Raw genomic sequence first — 17,257 nt, 5'->3', positions numbered from 1 at the left:
TCATGTCAATGTAGATAATAATCTCATGACAATTATTGTTTCATCGCCCATTTCTCGGGCACCGATCGTCAAATCGCGAGCAGCAACGCCTCCGGGTTCCCGCTGGCCAGTGAAGCCAGAATGCCAAGGCCCGTGCGAAGTTCCTGCTCCGTCGTCGAGCCGAGGGAAATGCGCACCGCCGGCTGCCAGCCCTGATCCGCGGTGCGGAAGGAAGAGCCGGGCGCGATGGCGACGCCGCGCAGACGCGCCTGCGAGACGAAACCTTCCTCCGTATGTCCTTCCGGCAGCGGCAACCAGACATGCAGGCTCTGTGGATGCGAGCGGTACGGTAGGCCGGCGAAGACCTCCTCCGCAATGGCATGTCGCACCGCCAGCGCCCGGCGCTGCCAGCTGACGAGCTCCATCGCCGTGCCGTCGCTGACCCAGCGCGTGGCGATCTCGGCAATGGAGGGCGTCGCCATCCAGTTCGAGACGAGATGCCGGTTGGCAACGGCCGCGACATAGCGGTCGGGCGCGGCGAGATAGCCGATGCGCAGGCCCGGCACCGTGATCTTGGTGAAACTCGTCACGTAGAGCGTGCGCTCCGGCGCATAGGCGGCAAGTGGCGGCGCCCTTTCCGCGACGAGCGGCCCCAGAATATCGTTCTCGATGATCGCGATGTCATGGCGCCGTGCCACCTCGGCCAGCGCCTGCCGCCGCTCCGCGCTCATCAGCGTCGCGGTCGGGTTGATGACGGAGGGCTGCAGGAAGACGGCGCGGATGACGCCCTTTCGGCAGGCCTCGTCCAGCGCCTCCGGGATCATGCCGTCGCGGTCGATCGGCAGCCCCTCAAGGTGCAGGCCGAGATAGGTGGAGAGCGGCACCAGCGTGTGGTGGCTGATCGCCTCCGTCGCGACCGTCGCGCCCGGCGGCGCGACGCTCATCAGCGCCACCGTCATGCCCGACGTCGCGCCGTTTGTAAGGCTGATGTTCAGCGGCGAAATGTCCAGCCCGCAGCGCGCCAGCCATTCGGAGGCAACGGTGCGGTGGCGCGGGAACACCATGTTGGGCCGGAAGGAGAGCGCCGAACTCGACGGCAGGTTTTCCGCAAGCCAGCCGAAGGCCTCGCGCATGCGCTCCAGGTGGATCTGCTCGCAGACGGGCTTCAGGATCGACAGGTCGACCAGCTCGCCGAGCCGCTCGGGCAGATAGGGCGGCTCCAGCTCCTTCGGCCGCGTCTGCACGAAGGAGCCGCGGCCGATCTCGCCGGAAATCAGGCCACGGCGGATCAGTTCGTCATAGGCACGACTGACGGTCTGTACGGAGAGTTTCAGCTCGTCGGCGAGCTTGCGGTGTGGCAGAAGGCGTGTACCGTTGGGCAGCAACCCCTCCTGGATGGCGCGGGCGATCTGCTCGGCAAGCGACAGGTAGGCCGGCCGGCGCAATTGGGATATATCGGGTCGCCAATTTGTCATGATTTCAACAGTGCTCAAATTCAGTCCAATTGACAACGCCAAAATGCCTTTCCATTGTCTTTTTCCAAGCTTTGACATGATCCGCGCCCGGAGGGCGACCGCATGAAACTCGACGCCATCGACCTGCGCATCCTGGAGGCGATCCAGGAGAACGGCCGCATCACCAAGCTGGCGCTGGCGGAGAAGGCGGGCCTTTCCCCGACGCCCTGCTGGCTACGGCTGCGCAAGCTGGAGAAAGCGGGCATCGTCACGGGCTATCATGCGCGCGTCGCGGTGCGGCGCCTGGCGCCCGTCGCCAGCGTCATGATGGAAGTGACGCTCGCCAACCACCGCCAGGCGGATTTCGACCGTTTCGAGCGTGCGGTGGCGGCGACACCGGAAATCGTCGCCTGCTGGTCCGTCGGCGGCGGCGTCGACTACATCCTGAAGATCATGGCGCCCGACATCGACGCCTACCAGCGGCTGGTCGATGATTTGCTTGACCGTGAGCTCGGCATCGATCGTTATTTTACCTACATCGTCACCAAGACGGTGAAGGAGGAGACCGCACTGCCGTTGGCAACGCTGCTGCCGACCCCGGACTGATCGCGACGTAGAGAGATTGTCTACGCTTGGTCGCGGGTTTGGCCAAAGTCTCTGCGACCAGCCCCGGCAATAGACAATCTTTTGCCCCGCCTCTGGCAGACTCATGGTCGACACAGCCAGAGGAGGCCGACTTGACCGCCCTATTCGCCCGGACCGTTTTCCACGATGCGCTCGCCCGCCTGAGCGATCCGCATCTGCTGCGCGAACTCTCCTATGTCGGTGGCCGCTGGGTGGCCGGCCGCGACGGCGACAGTTTTGCCGTAACGGACCCCGCCTCCGGCGCAACGCTCGCCTGGGCCGCCGCGCTCGATGCCGGCCAGACGACGGAGGCCGTTTCAGCCGCCGCGCAGGCCTTTCCCGCCTGGCGGGATCTGCTGCCGCAGCAGCGCGCCGAAACCCTGCGCAAATGGCACGGGCTGATCCTTGAAGCGCGCGAGGACCTCGCGCTGCTGATGACGCTGGAACAGGGCAAGCCGCTCGCGGAATCCCGCGGCGAGATCGATTATGCCGCCTCCTTCATCGAGTGGTATGCCGAGGAGGGCAAGCGCCTTAACGCGGAGAGCGTGACGAGCCACCTGCCCGGCGCCGAGATGATCGTGCGGCGCGAGGCGCTCGGCGTCGTCGGCATCGTGACGCCGTGGAACTTCCCCTCCGCGATGATCACCCGCAAGGCCGCCGCAGCGCTTGCCGCCGGCTGCACGGTCGTCGCCCATCCCTCCAGCGAAACGCCGCTCTCGGCCCTCGCCCTTGCCGAACTCGGCGAGCGGGCCGGCCTCCCGGCAGGCGTCTTCAATGTCGTGACGGGCAACGCCGCCACCATTGTCGGCTGCATGAACGCGGACGTCCGTGTGCGCGCCATGAGCTTCACCGGTTCGACGGAGATCGGCAAGCTGATCGCCGGCCAGTGCGCGCCGACCATGAAGCGGCTCGTCATGGAGCTCGGCGGCCATGCACCGCTGATCGTCTTCGCCGACGCCGATATCGACAAGGCCGCGGATATCGCCGTCGGCGCCAAGTTCGCGACGTCCGGGCAGGATTGCCTTGCCGCCAACCGCATCTATGTCGAGCGCCCCGTGCTTACCGCCTTTACCAAGGCCTTCAAGGCTCGGATCGAGGCACTGAAGGTCGGCGCCGGGCTGGACGCGGATGTCGAGATCGGCCCGCTGATGCACGAGCGCGCCATCGCCAAGGTGGAAGAACAGGTGGCCGATGCCGTCAAACAAGGGGCAAAGGTTCTCACGGGAGGCAAGCGCCACAAGGCCGGCCCGCTGTTCTACGAACCGACGCTTCTTGCCGAAGTCTCCGACGACGCGCTGATCATGCGTGAGGAAACCTTCGGCCCCGTCGCTGCCGTCACGGCCTTCGACAGCGAGGCGGAGGTGATCGCCCGCGCCAACGACACCGAATACGGCCTTGTCGCCTATGTCGTCACCGAGAACGGCGCGCGGCAGATGCGGCTTGCCCGCGCGCTGGAATACGGCATGGTGGCGGTCAACCGCGTGAAGATCACCGGCGGGCCGATCCCCTTCGGCGGCTGGAAACAATCCGGCCTCGGCCGCGAGGGCTCGCGCCACGGCATGGAGGCCTTCACGGAACTGAAATATCTGTGCATCGACACGGCGGCATGATTTTCAGCACCTGCCACGGCCCGGAACACGCAAACAGACTGACTTCGAAAGGAAAGACCATGCTCGACAGACGCAACGAACTCACCGCCTGGGATCGCGACCACTTCTTCCACCCCTCGACCCATATGGGCATGCATGCGCGCGGCGAAACGCCGACCCGCGTCATCGGCGGCGGCGAAGGCGTCTACATCACCGATACGAACGGCAAGACGAGCCTAGACGCCTTTGCCGGCCTCTACTGCGTCAATGTCGGCTATGGCCGCGCGAAGATTGCCGACGCGATTGCCGAGCAGGCAAAGAATCTCGCCTACTACCACGCCTATGTCGGGCACGGCACGGAAGCTTCGATCACGCTTTCCAAGATGATCATCGACCGAGCACCCGAGGGCATGAGCCGTGTCTATTTCGGGCTTTCCGGCTCGGACGCCAACGAGACGAACATCAAGCTCGTCTGGTACTACAACAATATCCTCGGCCGGCCGGAGAAGAAGAAGATCATCTCGCGCTGGCGCGGCTACCACGGCTCCGGCGTCATGACCGGCTCGCTGACCGGCCTTCACCTCTTCCACAATGCCTTCGACCTGCCGCGCGCCCCGATCCTGCACACGGAAGCGCCCTACTTCTTCCGCCGCCCGGACCGATCGATGGACGAGGAGCAGTTCGCGCAGTATTGCGCCGACAAGCTGGAGGAAATGATCCTTGCCGAGGGCCCGGACACCATCGCCGCCTTCATCGGCGAGCCGATCCTCGGCACAGGCGGCATCGTGCCGCCGCCGAAAGGCTACTGGCAGAAGATCCAGGCCGTGCTCGACAAATACGACATCCTTCTGATCGCCGACGAGGTCGTCACCGGTTTCGGCCGCCTCGGCACGATGTTCGGCTCGGACCACTACGGCATGAAGCCCGCCCTCATCACCATCGCCAAGGGCCTCACGTCTGCCTATGCGCCGCTCTCCGGCACCATCGTCTCCGACAAGATGTGGGAGGTGCTGGTCAAGGGCTCGGACGAGCTCGGCGCCATCGGCCATGGCTGGACCTATTCCTCGCATCCGATCTGCGCCGCAGCCGGTGTCGCCAACCTCGAGCTCATCGACGAACTCGGCCTCGTGGAAAATGCCGGCTCCACCGGCGCCTATTTCCGCAGCGAACTCGCCAAGGCCGTCGGCGACCACAAGCATGTCGGCGAGGTACGCGGCGATGGCCTGATGGCCGCCGTCGAGTTCGTCGAAGACAAGGACGACCGCGCCTTCTTCGATCCGGGCAGAAAGATCGGCCCGCAGGTCTCCGCCGCCCTCCTGGAACGCGGCGTCATCGGCCGCGCCATGCCGCAGGGCGATATCCTGGGCTTTGCCCCGCCGCTGTGCCTCACACGCGAGGAGGCCGACACCGTCGTGAAGGCGGCCGCCGATGCGGTAAAGGCGGTTCTCGGCTGAGCCTGACGAAACGGGCAGGCAGCGAAACCGATGCCGGCACAGATCCATTGAGGGCGGGTGGCGAGCGCCGCCCGCCCTCAGCGCGCCGGCCTACTTCCGGTGATGCACCGGTTGGAGGGCGTAGACGGGCGTCGGGATGCCTTCCATGCGCGCCTTCAGCTGCAGGGCGAGATATTGCGAATAGTGGCGCGACTGGTGCAGGTTGCCGCCGTGGAACCACAGCGCCTCCTGCTGCGTCGGCTTCCACATGTTGCGCTGCTCGCCCTCCCAGGGCCCCGGGTCCTTCGGCGTATCCGAACCGAGACCCCAGACCTTGCCGACCGCATCCGCCGTCCCCTGGTCGATGAGATCGGCGACCCAGCCATTCATCGAGCCATAACCGGTCGCATAAACGATAACGTCAGCCGGGATTTCCTTGCCTTCGGAGAGCTTGATGGAACTCTCCGTGATCTCCTCCACCTGGCCGGCGGCGAGCTTGACCTTGCCGTCGATGATCAGCTGCGAGGCGCCGATGTCGATATAGTAGCCGGAACCGCGACGCAGGTACTTCATGAAGAGGCCCGAACCGTCCGAACCCCAGTCCAGCTGGAAGCCGGCCTTCTCCAGCGCTGCGTAGAAATCGGCGTCGCGCTCGCGCATCTTGTCGTAGAGCGGGATCTGGAATTCGTGCATGATCCGATAGGGCAGCGAGGCGAAGATGAGGTCGGCCTTCGCGGTCGTCACGCCGTTTGCCAGCGCCTGCTCCGAATAGAGCGAGCCGAGGCCGATATCCATCAGCGTGTCGGAACGCACGATATGCGTCGTCGAGCGCTGGATCATGGTGACGTCGACACCCGCCTCATAGAGCGCGGCGCAGATGTCATGGGCTGAATTGTTCGAGCCGACGACCACCACCTTCTTGCCCTTGTAGCCATCCGGCCCCGGATGTTGAGACGAATGGTGCTGCTCGCCCTGGAAGCGCTCGCGGCCCTTGAAATCCGGGATGTTCGCCTTGCCGGACATGCCGGTCGCAAAGACGAGCTGCTTCGGCCGCAGCACCACCTCCTCGCCGTCACGGTCGACGACGATGGTCCATTCCTTGGCAGCTTCGTCCCATCTGGCGGATTTTGCGGCGGAGCGCGTCCAGTAGTTCAGCTCCATGACCTTGGTGTAGAATTCCAGCCAGTCGCCGATCTTGTCCTTCGGCGCGAAGACCGGCCAGTTCTTCGGGAAATCGATGTATGGCAGGTGATCGTACCAGACGGGATCGTGCAGGCAGAGCGACTTGTAGCGCTTGCGCCAGCTGTCGCCCGGCCGGTCGTTCTTTTCCAGGATGATGGTCGGCACGCCGAGCTGGCGCAACCGGGCACCGAGCGCAATACCGCCCTGCCCGCCGCCGATGATGACGGTATAGGGCTGCTTCTCGTAGCCGAGCGTGCGTTCCTCCTCCTCACGCGCCTCCTTCCAGGTCTTGGCGCCGACATTCTGGCCGTGCCTTGCGCCGAGCGGGCGGGTGAAGCCGGATTTCTCCTCGTGGCCTTTCAGTTCGGACAGCACGGTGAGAAGCGTCCAGATGAGACCGTTCCTGAAGCGCACCAAGCCGTAGCCGCGCCCGGTCGCCGTCTCGAACGAGATCCAGCTTTCCAGGACACCATCCCCCTCCGTCGCCGCCTCGCCGTCGGCAACGCGCCAGTTAGAGGGTTTCGCCGTGGACAGCTGCGATTGCAGCATGTCGCGCACCTGGTCCCGCCCTTCGACGGTCTTGAGGTTCCAGGTGAAGGCGACGAGGTCGCGCCAGTAGCACTCCTCGGCGAAGAGGTTGGCGACATCGTCGACCCGGCCGGCCTCAAGGGCGGAGCCGAGCGTGTCGAGAAGCGTCTGGACGCGCGTGGTGGGGGTTTTGTCGAGCATATGTTTCTCCTCCTGCTCAGGTGAAAGACGGGACGGCTCCTCAACCGCCCCGCAAAACGGACCGGCCTAACGGGAAAGGTCGATCAGGATTTTCAGGTGTTTTCCGGCCGGGTCGAGCAGCTGATCGAACCCTTCCGCAACAGCCTCGCCGAGCGAGACATATTTCGTGACGATACGGCTTGCGGGGATCTGGCCGCTGGCGATCAGCCGGGCGACACGCGGCCAATAGTGGGTCGGGTAGGCCCAGGAACCGCGGATATCGATGTCCTTGAAGGTGACGTCGAACCAGTTCAGCGGGTTCTCGCCGGGGTGAAGCCCGGTCTGCACGACGACACCCTGTTTGCGCACGGCATCGGCGCAGTTCTTCAGCGCATGTTCGTTGCCGACGCATTCGATGGCAACATCGCAGCCGACGCCGCCCTCCGTCTCGGCGCGGATGACATCACCGACCTTTTCCGTCTTCGGATTGATGGTGCGCACGGCGCCCAGCGCCTCGCGCGCCAGCCCCAGCCGCGTGTCGTTGAGATCGGAGAGGAAAATCTGCGAGGCGCCCGCAGCGCGTGCCGCCATGGCGACAAGAATACCGATCGGCCCGGCGCCAGTGACGAGCACGCTGTTTCCGGCCGTCACGCCGCCGCGATCGCAGGCGTAGACGGCAACCGCCGTCGGCTCGATGAGGGCGGCCTCCTGATCGCTGAGCGCATCGGGAATAGGCTGGACATTGTAGTCATTGAGAAGGGCGGCCTCGGCCATACCGCCGGAGTGCCAGGACAAACCGGCAAGCGCGAGGTTGCCGCTGAGATGGAAGAGGCCGCGATCGGCGTAATAGTCGCCCTGACGAGGCATGATGAGCGGCTGGATCGACACCCGGTCACCGGGCTTCACATGCGTGACGCCCGCACCAACTGCCTTGACGACCCCGCCGAATTCGTGGCCGAGGATCTGCGGTCCGTGCGCGCCGGTGAAAGGATGCGGCTCCTTCGGCACGAAGATCGGCCCGTAGGCATATTCATGCAGGTCCGTGCCGCAAATGCCGCAAAATCGGTTCTCGACCAGAACTTCACCCGGACCGGGCGACGGCGGGGCATCGACCTCCTCGATGCGCAGATCCTTGGCGGCGTGAAAGCGCAGAGCCTTCATTGTGTTTCCTCCTGTTGTTCTTGCACAGGAAGGTCAGCAAACGCCGTGCCAAACCGAAAGGACGCCTGATTTCACTTTGTTTTCAGATTGTTGCGATGAGCAAGATTTCCCTGCCTGAAGCAATGCAACAGGTGGCGTGCAACAGGTGTTGCAGGTGCCGCGTCAGTTGAGGCGCTTCAGGCGGCGGTGGATGGTGGAGCGATTGACGCCGAGCTTGCGGGCAAGTGCAGAGACATTGTTGCCGCAGTCGCTGAGCGCCTGGCGCAGTTCCCCGTCATCGTCGGACGCAGCCGCGACCGGACCGGCGAAGAGATGGTCCGGCAGGCAGCCGACATCGATGACGCCGCTCTCGGAGAGCGCCGCAGCAACGCGCAGCGCATTGGAAAGCTCGCGCAGATTGCCCGGCCACGCATGGGTCAGCAGAGCTGCCCGCACTGCCTTGTCGACGCGATAGGTCTCACCGTTTTCCTTTTCGACACGGGCGAGAAGCTGGTCGATCAGCCAGCCGAGGTCTTCCCGCTCGCGCAGGGCCGGCAGGCTGAGGGTCGCGGCATTCAGGCGATAGTAGAGGTCCTGCCGGAAGCGGCCCTCCTTCACGAGATCGGCAAGGTCGCGGTGCGAGGCGGAGAGTACGCGCAGGCGCACCGGGCGCGCCTTCAGCGCACCGACCGGCTGCACCTCGTTTTCCGAAAGCACGCGCAGCAGCCGGCTTTGCAGCGCGAGCGGCATGTCGCCGATCTCGTCGAGGAACAGCGTTCCGTCCTGTGCCTCCTCGATCAGGCCGCGCTTGCCCTTCTGGCTGGCCCCGGTGAAAGCGCCGGGCGCATACCCGAACAGCTCGGATTCGATAAGGTGCTCGGGGATTGCAGCACAATTGACGGCGACGAAATTGCCGCTGCCACCGCAGCTTTCATGGATCGCACGGGCCAGAAATTCCTTGCCGCTGCCGGTCTCCCCCTGGATGAGGATCGGAATGTCGCGCGCCGCCAGTTTCGCGGCGCGGGCCTGCACCCGCTCCATGGCTGCATCGCAGTTGCTGAGGTCGCGCAACGCCCGCGGCAGGCGCGGTTCCGGCCTTGTGGGCGTACGCAGGCTGACGGCGGGAGCAACCGCGCTAGCGAAGAGCACGAGGCCGTTTTTCGCACGAAGCAGGCGCTCGCCGTTCGGCCGACCGCGCATAAAACGCGGCAGGTCATCGACATCCATATCGAACACCTCGGAGATCGGCAGACCGAGAAAATCGCGTGTCGCAAAGCCCCGCATGTTCATCGAGCGGGCAAGCGCGCCGAAGCCACCATGGGTCATGCCAGTGATGCGGCCGGAACCGTCGAGCGCGATGGCGGCATCCGGGTCCACGTCCAGAAACTCCGGCGAGCGGGCAAGGCGCAGCACCCAGTCGTTGCGGGTGCGGGTCATGAGATTGGCAAGCTCGATGCGCCGCGCGGTGGCGGCAGCAAGATGCAGCGCCAGTTGCTGGCTCGCCTTGACGGTGGGCGAGCGGAGTTGGGAAATATCCAGCACGGCCGTGAGGTCGCCGAGCGTGTCGAAGATGGGCGCAGCCGTGCAGGTCAGCCCGATATGGCTGGCGTCGAAATGATCGTCCTGGTGAATGATGACAGGCTCGCCGGAGACGATGCAGGCGCCGACGGCACAGGTGCCCGCGCGGTTCTCCGACCATTCCGAGCCGAGATAGAGCCCTGCCTTGCGGAGCTGGTTGTCGAAGGTCGGATCGCCCATGAAGTCGACGGTGACGCCGCGCGCATCCGACAAAAGCAACACATAGTTCTGCCCGGCAACCTGGTTGAACAGGCCTTCGAGGCCGGAGCGACCGATGCGGATCAGCTCCTCCGCCTGCTCGCGATGCTCGCGCAGCTTCAGTTCGGGAACGATATAGGCTTCCTGCGCGATCGCCGGGTCGAGCTTGTAGTCGTTGAGGCAGCGCAGCCAGGATTTGACGACCGGCGCATCGCGCGGGCTGACGGCGCCCATGCCGACGCGCTCGATCTCCCGTATGTGCGACAGCGTCGACACCATAAGACATCCTCCCGTGCCCATGGTCGCACAGGAGCCGCCCCGGGACAATCGCCCATAGGTCGGATGCGCAAGCCGGTGCGGGGTGGCGTCAAGCCGTCGATGCCAGCCGCACGCGATGGCCGGGCGCGATCTCGGTGAGTGCCGAAGGCACCGGCCGCGTGAAGACATCCGGCGCCACGCTGCCATCGGAAACGAAGCGTCGTCCATCGGGCAGAGCCGCATCCGTCGCGAGCAGAGCCTCGCCCGGGTTCAACGCCGTGTCCGGGTCGGGAATGGCGGCGATCAGCCGGCGGGTATAGGGATGGGTCGGCGTCTCGAAGATCTGCCGCCAGCCGCCCTCCTCCACCACCTCGCCGAAGAACATCACCAGCACCCGGTCGCTCATATGCTCGACCACGCTCAAGTCGTGGCTGATCATGATGTAGGAGAGGCCGAGCTTTTCCTGCAGATCGAGCAGCAGGTTGATGATCTGGGCGCGGATCGAGACGTCGAGGGCGGAGACCGGCTCATCGAGCACAACGATCTCCGGTTCGAGGATCAGCGCGCGGGCGATACCGATGCGCTGGCGCTGGCCTCCGGAGAATTCGTGCGGGTAGCGCCCCGCCTGTTCGGGCGTCAGGCCGACATTCTTCAGCATGGCCTCGATACGACCCTCGATTTCCGACGCCGCGGTGATGCCGTGCAGCTTCAGCGGCGCAGCAAGGGAGGTGCGCACGGACTGGCGCGGATTGAGCGAGGCATAGGGGTCCTGAAAGACCATCTGCACCGCCTTCGCACGCTGCATGCGCCCCGGCGCCCCAAGGCCGGCAAGCGGCTGGCCGCGATAGCGGATCGTCCCTTCCGTCGGCTCCTGAAGACCGAGGATGGAGAGGGCCGTGGTGGACTTGCCGCAGCCGGATTCGCCGACGATCGACAGGCACTCGCCCTTGGCAAGGTCGAAGCTGATGCCGTTGACGGCGTGCAGCATGCGCCGCCCTGTGCCGAACAGGCCGCCGCCGGAAATCGGAAAACGCACATGCAGGTCGTCCACCTGCAGCAGGGGAGCGGTCATGGCTGGCTCCCTTCCGGCCCGCGCGGGGTGATGAAGCGCGTCTGCGTCAACGTCGAGCGGTCGGCGATGATGCTGTCGATATCGACGAGACGCTGGCGGCCGTGCGCGCTGCGGCTGCCAAGGCGCGGCAGGGCGCCGAGCAGGCCGCGCGTATAGGCGTGCCGGGGATCTTCGAAGAGTGCTCGCGTCTCGTTCTCCTCGACGAGGCAGCCGGCATACATCACGCCGACACGCTGGCAGATGCTGGCGATGACGCCGAGATCGTGGCTGATGAAGAGCACAGCCGTGCCGCGCGCGGCGCAAAGCTCCTTGATTAGCCGCAGCACCTCGGCCTGCACGGTCACGTCGAGCGCCGTCGTCGGCTCGTCGGCGATGAGGAGATCCGGGTTGCAGGCGAGCGCCATGGCGATCATCACGCGCTGGCGCAGGCCGCCGGACATCTGGTGCGGATAGTTCTTCGCACGCCGGTCGGGATTGGGCACGCGCACATTGCCCAGCGCCTCAACGGCGAGCCGTTCCGCCTCGCCCCAGCTCTTGCCCTGATGCAACACGAACATTTCGGCGATCTGCCGGCCGACAGTGGAAAGCGGGTTCAGCGCCGTCATCGGCTCCTGGAAGATCATGGCGATGCGGTTGCCGCGAAGGCGCCGCATCTCGCGCTTCGGCAGGGACAGCAGGTTCTGGCCCTTGAACCGGATCTCGCCACTGGTGACGGCGAGCGGCTTCTTCAAAAGCCCCATGACGGCTAGCGAGGTGATCGACTTGCCTGAGCCCGATTCGCCGACGAGCCCGTAGGCCTCGCCCGGCATGATCTGGAAGGAAACGTCCTTCAGCAGCGGATGGTGGACGGAGCGGCCGAGGGCGACGCCGAGCCGGAGATCCCTGATATCGAGAAGCGGCGCGGTCATGGCTTGCGCGTCCTCATATGCGGGTCGAGACTGTCGCGCAGCCCGTCACCGAGAAGGTTGAAGCCGAGCACGGAGAGAAAGATCGCAAGGCCCGGGAAGATCGCCACCCAGGGCGCGAGCTGGATGAGCTGCCGCGCATCCGTCAGCATCGAGCCCCAGCTCGGGAACGGCGGCTGGATGCCGAGGCCGAGGAAGGAGAGTGCGGCTTCGGAGAGCACCGCGGAGCCCATGCCGAGCGTCGCCATGACGAGGATCGGCCCCATCATGTTGGGAAGGATCTGCGTGAACATGATGCGCAGGTCTCCATAGCCGAGCGTCTGCGCCGCCTGCACGTAACCCTGCGATTTCAGCGACAGCGTCGAGGAGCGGGCGATACGGCAGGTCCAGCTCCAGTTGGTGAGGCCGAGTGCGATGAGGAGCGACGGCAGGCCGGGACCGAGCACGGCCATCACGGCGAGCGCGAAGATCAGCGAGGGAATGGCGAGCATGACGTTGGTGAGGCCGTTCACCAGGTCGTCCCACCAGCCGCCCCAGTAGCCGGCGGTCATGCCGAGCGTGACGCCGATGGCCGAGTTGATGACCTGCGAGACGATGCCGACCGTCAGCGAGATCTGCGCACCGTAGAGGATGCGGGTATAGACGTCGCGGCCCTGCGCGTCCGTACCGAACCAGAAGGTGGCGTCGGGCGGCAGTTCCGAGCTCATCATGTCCGCATCGAGCACCGGGTCGAAGGGCGCGATCCACGGTGCGAGCATGCCGGCGAGGATGACCAGCGTCGTCAGCGTCGCGCCAAGCCAGAAGTTGAAGCCGAGACGCATTCCCGTCACTCCTGCTTGATGCGCGGATCGATCGCGGCATAGATCAGATCGACGGCCGTGTTGATGACGAGGAACCACAGCACGATGACGAGGATCGTGCCCTGCACCACGGGAATGTCGCGGATCGCCACGCTATCGACCAGAAGCGAGCCGATGCCAGGCCAGGCGAACAGCTTCTCGATGACGACGGCCTGACCGATCAGCGAGCCGAACTGCAGGCCGACCGTGGTGACGATCAGCACCAGCGCATTGCGCGCCACATGCCAGCGCACGACCTTCACCTCGCTCATGCCCTTGGAATGGGCGGTGCGGATGAAATCGGCATTGAGCACATCAAGCACGCCGGCCCGCGTGGTGCGTGCGAGAAGCGCGAGCGGCGTGACGCCGAGCGTGACGGCGGGCAGGATGAGGTTCTGGAACGAACCGTCGCCATAGCCGAAGCTGGGCAGCCAGTTCAGTTGCAGGGCGAAGAGGTACATCAGCAGGAGGCCCAGCCAGAACTGCGGCATGGAGAGACCCGAGACGGCACCGATCATCGTCACGGTATCGAGCACGGAGCCGGGTCGCAGCGCTGCGAGGAAGCCGAGCGGCACGCCGATGACCAAGGCAAAAACCATGGCGGCGATGGCAAGTTGCAACGAGGCCCACATACGGTCATTGATGAGGTCGATCACCGGCTGGCGGGTGCGGAAACTGGTGCCGAGATCGAACTGCGCGAGGTCCGTGACATAGGTCACGAAGCGTTCCATGAGCGGCTTGTTGAGGCCGAATTCCTCGTTGAGGCGGGCGATCATCTGGGGATCGGCGGCGCGCTTGCCATCGGCGAAGAGGCTGGCGGCAAAGGTGCCGGGCACGACGGAGAAGATGACGAAGATCAGCAGCGCCACCACGACGACCGTCGGAATGATCTGAAAGATGCGGCGCAGGGTGAAACGAAGCATGAGCGGTTCCGTGTTGGCCGCCCGCAAGGGCGCGACAATCGATGCGGGGGCGGCAGTCACGCCGCCCCCGAACCCCTCAAGATCTTACTTGCGCGAGTCCGGCGCGGTCTCGTCGATCCAGATCTCGTCATAGGGCTGGACCGCCAGTTCCGTCGCGTTGGGAACGAGGCCGTGGATCCACGGCTGATAGGCCATGACCGCCTTGTTGTAATTGAAGAACCAGACCGGCGCGTCGTCCTGCACGATGTTGTTGGCCTGGCGCAGGAGGTCGTTCTGCTTGGCGGGATCACGCTCCTGCTGGGCCGCGTCGTAGAGTTTGTCGAAGTCCGCGCTTGCATAGCTCGTATAATTGCAGGCCGATTGCGCCGTCTTCGAATGATAGCAGCGCAGCGCGTTCAGCGGATCGGGACCAGAGAGGTTCGACCAGATGAAGGCCTGGAAATTGTTGGTCGTGACAGCCTCGCCGAGCGCCGAGCTTTCCACCGGCTTCGGCTTCACGGTGATGCCGACCTTCTTCAGCATCGGCAGGATGGCCTCGACGATCGGAACGCCCCAGCTTTCATTCGGGCTCGCCGTCACCTCGAATTCGAAGCCGTCGGCATAGCCGGCTTCCGCAAGCAGCGCCTTCGCCTTTTCCGGATCGAAGGCATAGGCCGGCTTGTCCTTGTCGAAGGCCGGCGAGGAGAGCGGCAGCCAGCCGGACGCCGGATAGGCCTTGTTCTTGACGAGGCGCTCGATGATCAGCGGCGCATTGATGGCATGGTTGATCGCCTGGCGTACCCGCTTGTCCTTGAAAGGCTCGAAGGCCGGGTTGAAACCGATATTGCGGGTATAGACCTCGGCAACCTCGAGCAGTTGCCCCTTCAGCGCGTCCTCACCCTGATAGGCCTGGTACTGGGTCGGGCCGAGAATGGAGACGTCGATCTCCTTGTTGCGGAAGGCAACGTCGCGCGCGGCATCCTCGGCCATCAGCACGATGTTGATGCGATCGAGGTAGGGCTTGCCCTCCTCGTAGTACTTGTCGAACTTTTCGACGACGACCTGCGAACCCGGCACATGCTCCTTGAAAACGAAGGCGCCGAGGCCGACGGGGGTCTTGCCGAAGCTCGATTCGTCCTCGACATTCGACGGGTAGATGACCGTCGTGTTCTGCATCAGCGGAAAGCCGGGATTGATCGGGCCGGTATAGGTGATCTCCAGCGTGTTGTCGTCGATCTTCTTGAGGCCGGAAATCTCCTCGGCCTTGCCGGCGATATAGTCGTCCGCGCCCTTGATGTTGGCGATGAAGCTTGCGCCCGGGAAGGCATTCTTCGGATTGGCGATACGCTTGTAGCTGTAGATGAAGTCGTCGGCCGTCAGCGGCTTGCCGTTGTGGAAGACGGCGTTCTTGCGCAGGTGATAGGTATGGACCGTGCCGTCCTCGGAAACGTCTTCGGAATCCGCCAGCTCCAGTACCGGCTTGTTCTGGATGGAATCCCAGCTGTAGAGCGCGCGGTGGATCGCCTGCGTGATGAACTCTTCCTGCGTGTTCGGGCTCGCCTGCACGTCGAGCGTGGCAAAGCTCGAGCCGTAGGGTGCGGTGAAGACGAGCGTTCCGCCCTGGCGTTCACCGGCGGCCAGCGCCCCGGAGGCCACGCCGAGGCTGAGCATTGCGGCCAGTGTCAGTGTCTTGAGCATGTCGTTCTCCCTCTCGTGCCGTTTTCGGCATCGTTTCGATTCAGTCTGTCAGGCCGTCACCTCGCATCATGCACGACACGGCCTGCAAGCAGGGTCAGCAGGCAACGTGTGCCTGAGAGAATGGTCTTGGGATCCGCGGTCAGAAGATCGTTGTCGAAGACCGCGATATCGGCCCACTGGCCGGGCACGAGCCGTCCCTTCACGCCCTCGGCCTTTTGCGACCAGGCGCCATATTCCGTATAGGCCTGCAGCGCCTCTTCCGGGTTCAGCCGTTCGGAAGCATCCATGACCGTGCCCTTGCCGGTCTGGCGCGTGATCATCGCGTGAAGATTGGGGAAGGGATCGGGCGAGCAGACCGGTGAATCCGAGCCGGTCGATGGCTTCAGGCCGAGGCGCGCCCAGGTGCCGATCGGATAGGACGGCTTGCCGCGTGCCTCTCCGAGCACGGAAATGTAGCTGTCGCCGAAATCATGGATGAAGGCCATCTGCGGCGCGGGCAGGATGCCGGCCGCCTGCATGCGCGCGTGCTGCGCGGGCGTGGAGAAGCCGCAATGCTCGATGCGGTGACGACGATTGGGATCCGGGTTGGCGGCAAGCGCCTTTTCGTAGGCCGTGATCAGCTGTTCGATCGCGCCGTCGCCGATGGCGTGGCAGACCATCTGGTAGCCGCGGTCATGGCAATCCCGAACGACCGCCTCAACCGTCTCGTCCGGCAGCATCTGCACGCCGATGTTGTCGGGCTCGCCCTCATAGGGCTTCGTCATCCAGGCGGTGCGCCCGCCGGCCGAACCGTCGAGGAAGACCTTCACGCCGCCGACGCGCAGCATGTCGTCGCCGCCCCCCGACAGCAGCCCCGCCCGCCAGGCATCCTCGACGATGGAGACGCCGGGATCACCGAGCAGCGTCAGCCAGACGCGCACCGGCAGGCGGCCGGACAGTTTTGCCATCTCATAGGCCTGGATCTCCGAGAACCCGGCGACATGGCCGACAGCCGCATCCATGCAGCTGGTGATGCCGAAGGAGAGCAGATGCCGCCCCGCCCGCTCGATGCCGTCGATCAGCTCCTCGGTGGTCGCCGGCGGCATGACGGCCTTGACGAGATTCTGGGCGTTCTCCGCGAGAAGACCGTTGAGCTTGCCGTCCGTGATGCCGATGACGCCACCGTCCGGCACCGGCGTCGCCTCGCTGATGCCGGCAAGCTCCAGCGCGCGGGAATTGGCGATGGAGACATGACCGCAGGCCCGCGTCAGATACACCGGATGATCCGGCGCGGCGCGATCGAGATCCTCGCGCGTCGGATGGCGGCCCGTGTCGAGCTTGACCTGGTCATAGCCGCGGGCGCGCACCCAGCCACCCTTCGGCGTCGATGCGGCACGCTCGGCGATGGCCCGCGTAAGGGCGGCCACCGTCGGCGCAGCGGCGGGCGTCGCGTCGACGAAGCCCATGGCGATGCCGGTCGCGATGAGATGCAGATGATTGTCGATGAGGCCGGGGGTTGCGAAGCGCCCCTCCAGGTCGATCACCTCGGTCGCAGGCCCCTTCAGGCTCAGCATGTCGGCTGTGCTGCCGGTCGCCAGAACTTTGCCCTGCCAGACGGCGAGGGCCTCGCTGATGCCTTCTTCCCGCCCCCGCCAGATCCGGCCGTTGATCAGGATACGGTCAGCCTCAATTCCGAATGCCATGCACAGCTCCCCCTGT

At 65.0% G+C, this 17,257-nt stretch carries 13 protein-coding genes; 3 read left to right on the top strand and 10 right to left on the bottom strand.

Translation table 11 applies throughout. The features are described 5' to 3' along the window. Nucleotides 1–68: 68 nt before the first annotated feature. Nucleotides 69–1,490, bottom strand: a complete 1,422-nt coding sequence (locus AKG11_RS17285; protein ID WP_245290132.1) for a MocR-like ectoine utilization transcription factor EhuR — start codon at nucleotides 1,488–1,490, stop codon at nucleotides 69–71. A gap of 66 nt (nucleotides 1,491–1,556) precedes the next feature. Between AKG11_RS17285 and AKG11_RS17280 the strand changes: the two genes are divergently transcribed. The 3 genes from AKG11_RS17280 to AKG11_RS17270 all read left to right on the top strand — a co-directional run bounded on the left by AKG11_RS17280 (nucleotide 1,557) and on the right by AKG11_RS17270 (nucleotide 5,100). After that, entirely contained in the window at nucleotides 1,557–2,039 is a 483-nt protein-coding gene (locus AKG11_RS17280) for an Lrp/AsnC family transcriptional regulator (RefSeq protein ID WP_050744770.1), read from the top strand. Between the two features lie 131 nt (nucleotides 2,040–2,170). Next, entirely contained in the window at nucleotides 2,171–3,667 is a 1,497-nt protein-coding gene (locus tag AKG11_RS17275; protein WP_050744769.1) for an NAD-dependent succinate-semialdehyde dehydrogenase, read from the top strand. 59 nt (nucleotides 3,668–3,726) lie between these two features. Next, nucleotides 3,727–5,100: an aspartate aminotransferase family protein gene (locus AKG11_RS17270; protein ID WP_050744768.1), complete on the top strand. Its 1,374-nt coding sequence runs from the start codon at nucleotides 3,727–3,729 to the stop codon at nucleotides 5,098–5,100. 90 nt (nucleotides 5,101–5,190) lie between these two features. Here the strand turns inward: AKG11_RS17270 and AKG11_RS17265 are convergent, their stop codons facing one another. The 9 genes from AKG11_RS17265 to AKG11_RS17225 form a co-directional block, all read right to left on the bottom strand. Further along, complete coding sequence (locus AKG11_RS17265; RefSeq protein ID WP_050744767.1) at nucleotides 5,191–6,990, bottom strand: NAD(P)/FAD-dependent oxidoreductase; 1,800 nt, start codon at nucleotides 6,988–6,990, stop codon at nucleotides 5,191–5,193. A 66-nt stretch (nucleotides 6,991–7,056) separates the two neighbouring features. Continuing rightward, entirely contained in the window at nucleotides 7,057–8,130 is a 1,074-nt protein-coding gene (locus tag AKG11_RS17260; protein ID WP_050744766.1) for a 2,3-butanediol dehydrogenase, read from the bottom strand. A gap of 162 nt (nucleotides 8,131–8,292) precedes the next feature. Continuing rightward, nucleotides 8,293–10,164 carry a sigma-54-dependent Fis family transcriptional regulator gene (locus AKG11_RS17255; RefSeq protein WP_050744765.1) on the bottom strand — a complete coding sequence of 624 codons (1,872 nt, stop codon included), beginning with the start codon at nucleotides 10,162–10,164 and terminating at the stop codon, nucleotides 8,293–8,295. Between the two features lie 88 nt (nucleotides 10,165–10,252). Beyond that, the gene (locus tag AKG11_RS17250) at nucleotides 10,253–11,215 is read right to left on the bottom strand and encodes an ABC transporter ATP-binding protein (protein ID WP_050744764.1); all 963 of its coding nucleotides are present in this window, start codon (nucleotides 11,213–11,215) and stop codon (nucleotides 10,253–10,255) included. Further along, complete coding sequence (locus tag AKG11_RS17245; protein WP_023513453.1) at nucleotides 11,212–12,123, bottom strand: ABC transporter ATP-binding protein; 912 nt, start codon at nucleotides 12,121–12,123, stop codon at nucleotides 11,212–11,214. Before AKG11_RS17245 ends, AKG11_RS17250 begins: the two co-directional genes overlap by 4 nt. Continuing rightward, entirely contained in the window at nucleotides 12,120–12,941 is an 822-nt protein-coding gene (locus AKG11_RS17240) for an ABC transporter permease (protein ID WP_050744763.1), read from the bottom strand. The genes AKG11_RS17245 and AKG11_RS17240 overlap by 4 nt, the downstream gene beginning before the upstream one ends. Before the next feature lie 5 nt (nucleotides 12,942–12,946). Continuing rightward, nucleotides 12,947–13,882 (bottom strand): ABC transporter permease, encoded by a 936-nt coding sequence (locus tag AKG11_RS17235; protein ID WP_050744762.1) that lies wholly within the window; start codon nucleotides 13,880–13,882, stop codon nucleotides 12,947–12,949. Nucleotides 13,883–13,966: 84 nt separating this feature from the next. Then, nucleotides 13,967–15,559, bottom strand: coding sequence for an ABC transporter substrate-binding protein (locus tag AKG11_RS17230; RefSeq protein ID WP_050744761.1), 1,593 nt, complete (start codon nucleotides 15,557–15,559; stop codon nucleotides 13,967–13,969). Between the two features lie 56 nt (nucleotides 15,560–15,615). After that, nucleotides 15,616–17,241, bottom strand: coding sequence for an amidohydrolase (locus AKG11_RS17225; protein ID WP_050744760.1), 1,626 nt, complete (start codon nucleotides 17,239–17,241; stop codon nucleotides 15,616–15,618). Nucleotides 17,242–17,257: the final 16 nt, after the last annotated feature.

This window comes from Shinella sp. SUS2, from assembly GCF_001262505.1.
In the GTDB taxonomy this organism is placed as follows: domain Bacteria; phylum Pseudomonadota; class Alphaproteobacteria; order Rhizobiales; family Rhizobiaceae; genus Shinella.
Note: the sequence above shows the minus strand (reverse complement) of the source record. Positions and strands in the feature narration are given on the sequence as shown.

Bases quoted from the DNA above. Each gene is read 5' to 3' on its own strand.
- AKG11_RS17240 (WP_050744763.1), bottom strand. From the start codon at position 12,941: ATGCGTCTCGGCTTCAACTTCTGGCTTGGCGCGACGCTGACGACGCTG.
- AKG11_RS17265 (WP_050744767.1), bottom strand. From the start codon at position 6,990: ATGCTCGACAAAACCCCCACCACGCGCGTCCAGACGCTTCTCGACACG.
- AKG11_RS17270 (WP_050744768.1), top strand. From the start codon at position 3,727: ATGCTCGACAGACGCAACGAACTCACCGCCTGGGATCGCGACCACTTC.
- AKG11_RS17225 (WP_050744760.1), bottom strand. From the start codon at position 17,241: ATGGCATTCGGAATTGAGGCTGACCGTATCCTGATCAACGGCCGGATC.
- AKG11_RS17245 (WP_023513453.1), bottom strand. From the start codon at position 12,123: ATGACCGCGCCGCTTCTCGATATCAGGGATCTCCGGCTCGGCGTCGCC.
- AKG11_RS17250 (WP_050744764.1), bottom strand. From the start codon at position 11,215: ATGACCGCTCCCCTGCTGCAGGTGGACGACCTGCATGTGCGTTTTCCG.
- AKG11_RS17280 (WP_050744770.1), top strand. From the start codon at position 1,557: ATGAAACTCGACGCCATCGACCTGCGCATCCTGGAGGCGATCCAGGAG.
- AKG11_RS17230 (WP_050744761.1), bottom strand. From the start codon at position 15,559: ATGCTCAAGACACTGACACTGGCCGCAATGCTCAGCCTCGGCGTGGCC.
- AKG11_RS17255 (WP_050744765.1), bottom strand. From the start codon at position 10,164: ATGGTGTCGACGCTGTCGCACATACGGGAGATCGAGCGCGTCGGCATG.
- AKG11_RS17235 (WP_050744762.1), bottom strand. From the start codon at position 13,882: ATGCTTCGTTTCACCCTGCGCCGCATCTTTCAGATCATTCCGACGGTC.
- AKG11_RS17260 (WP_050744766.1), bottom strand. From the start codon at position 8,130: ATGAAGGCTCTGCGCTTTCACGCCGCCAAGGATCTGCGCATCGAGGAG.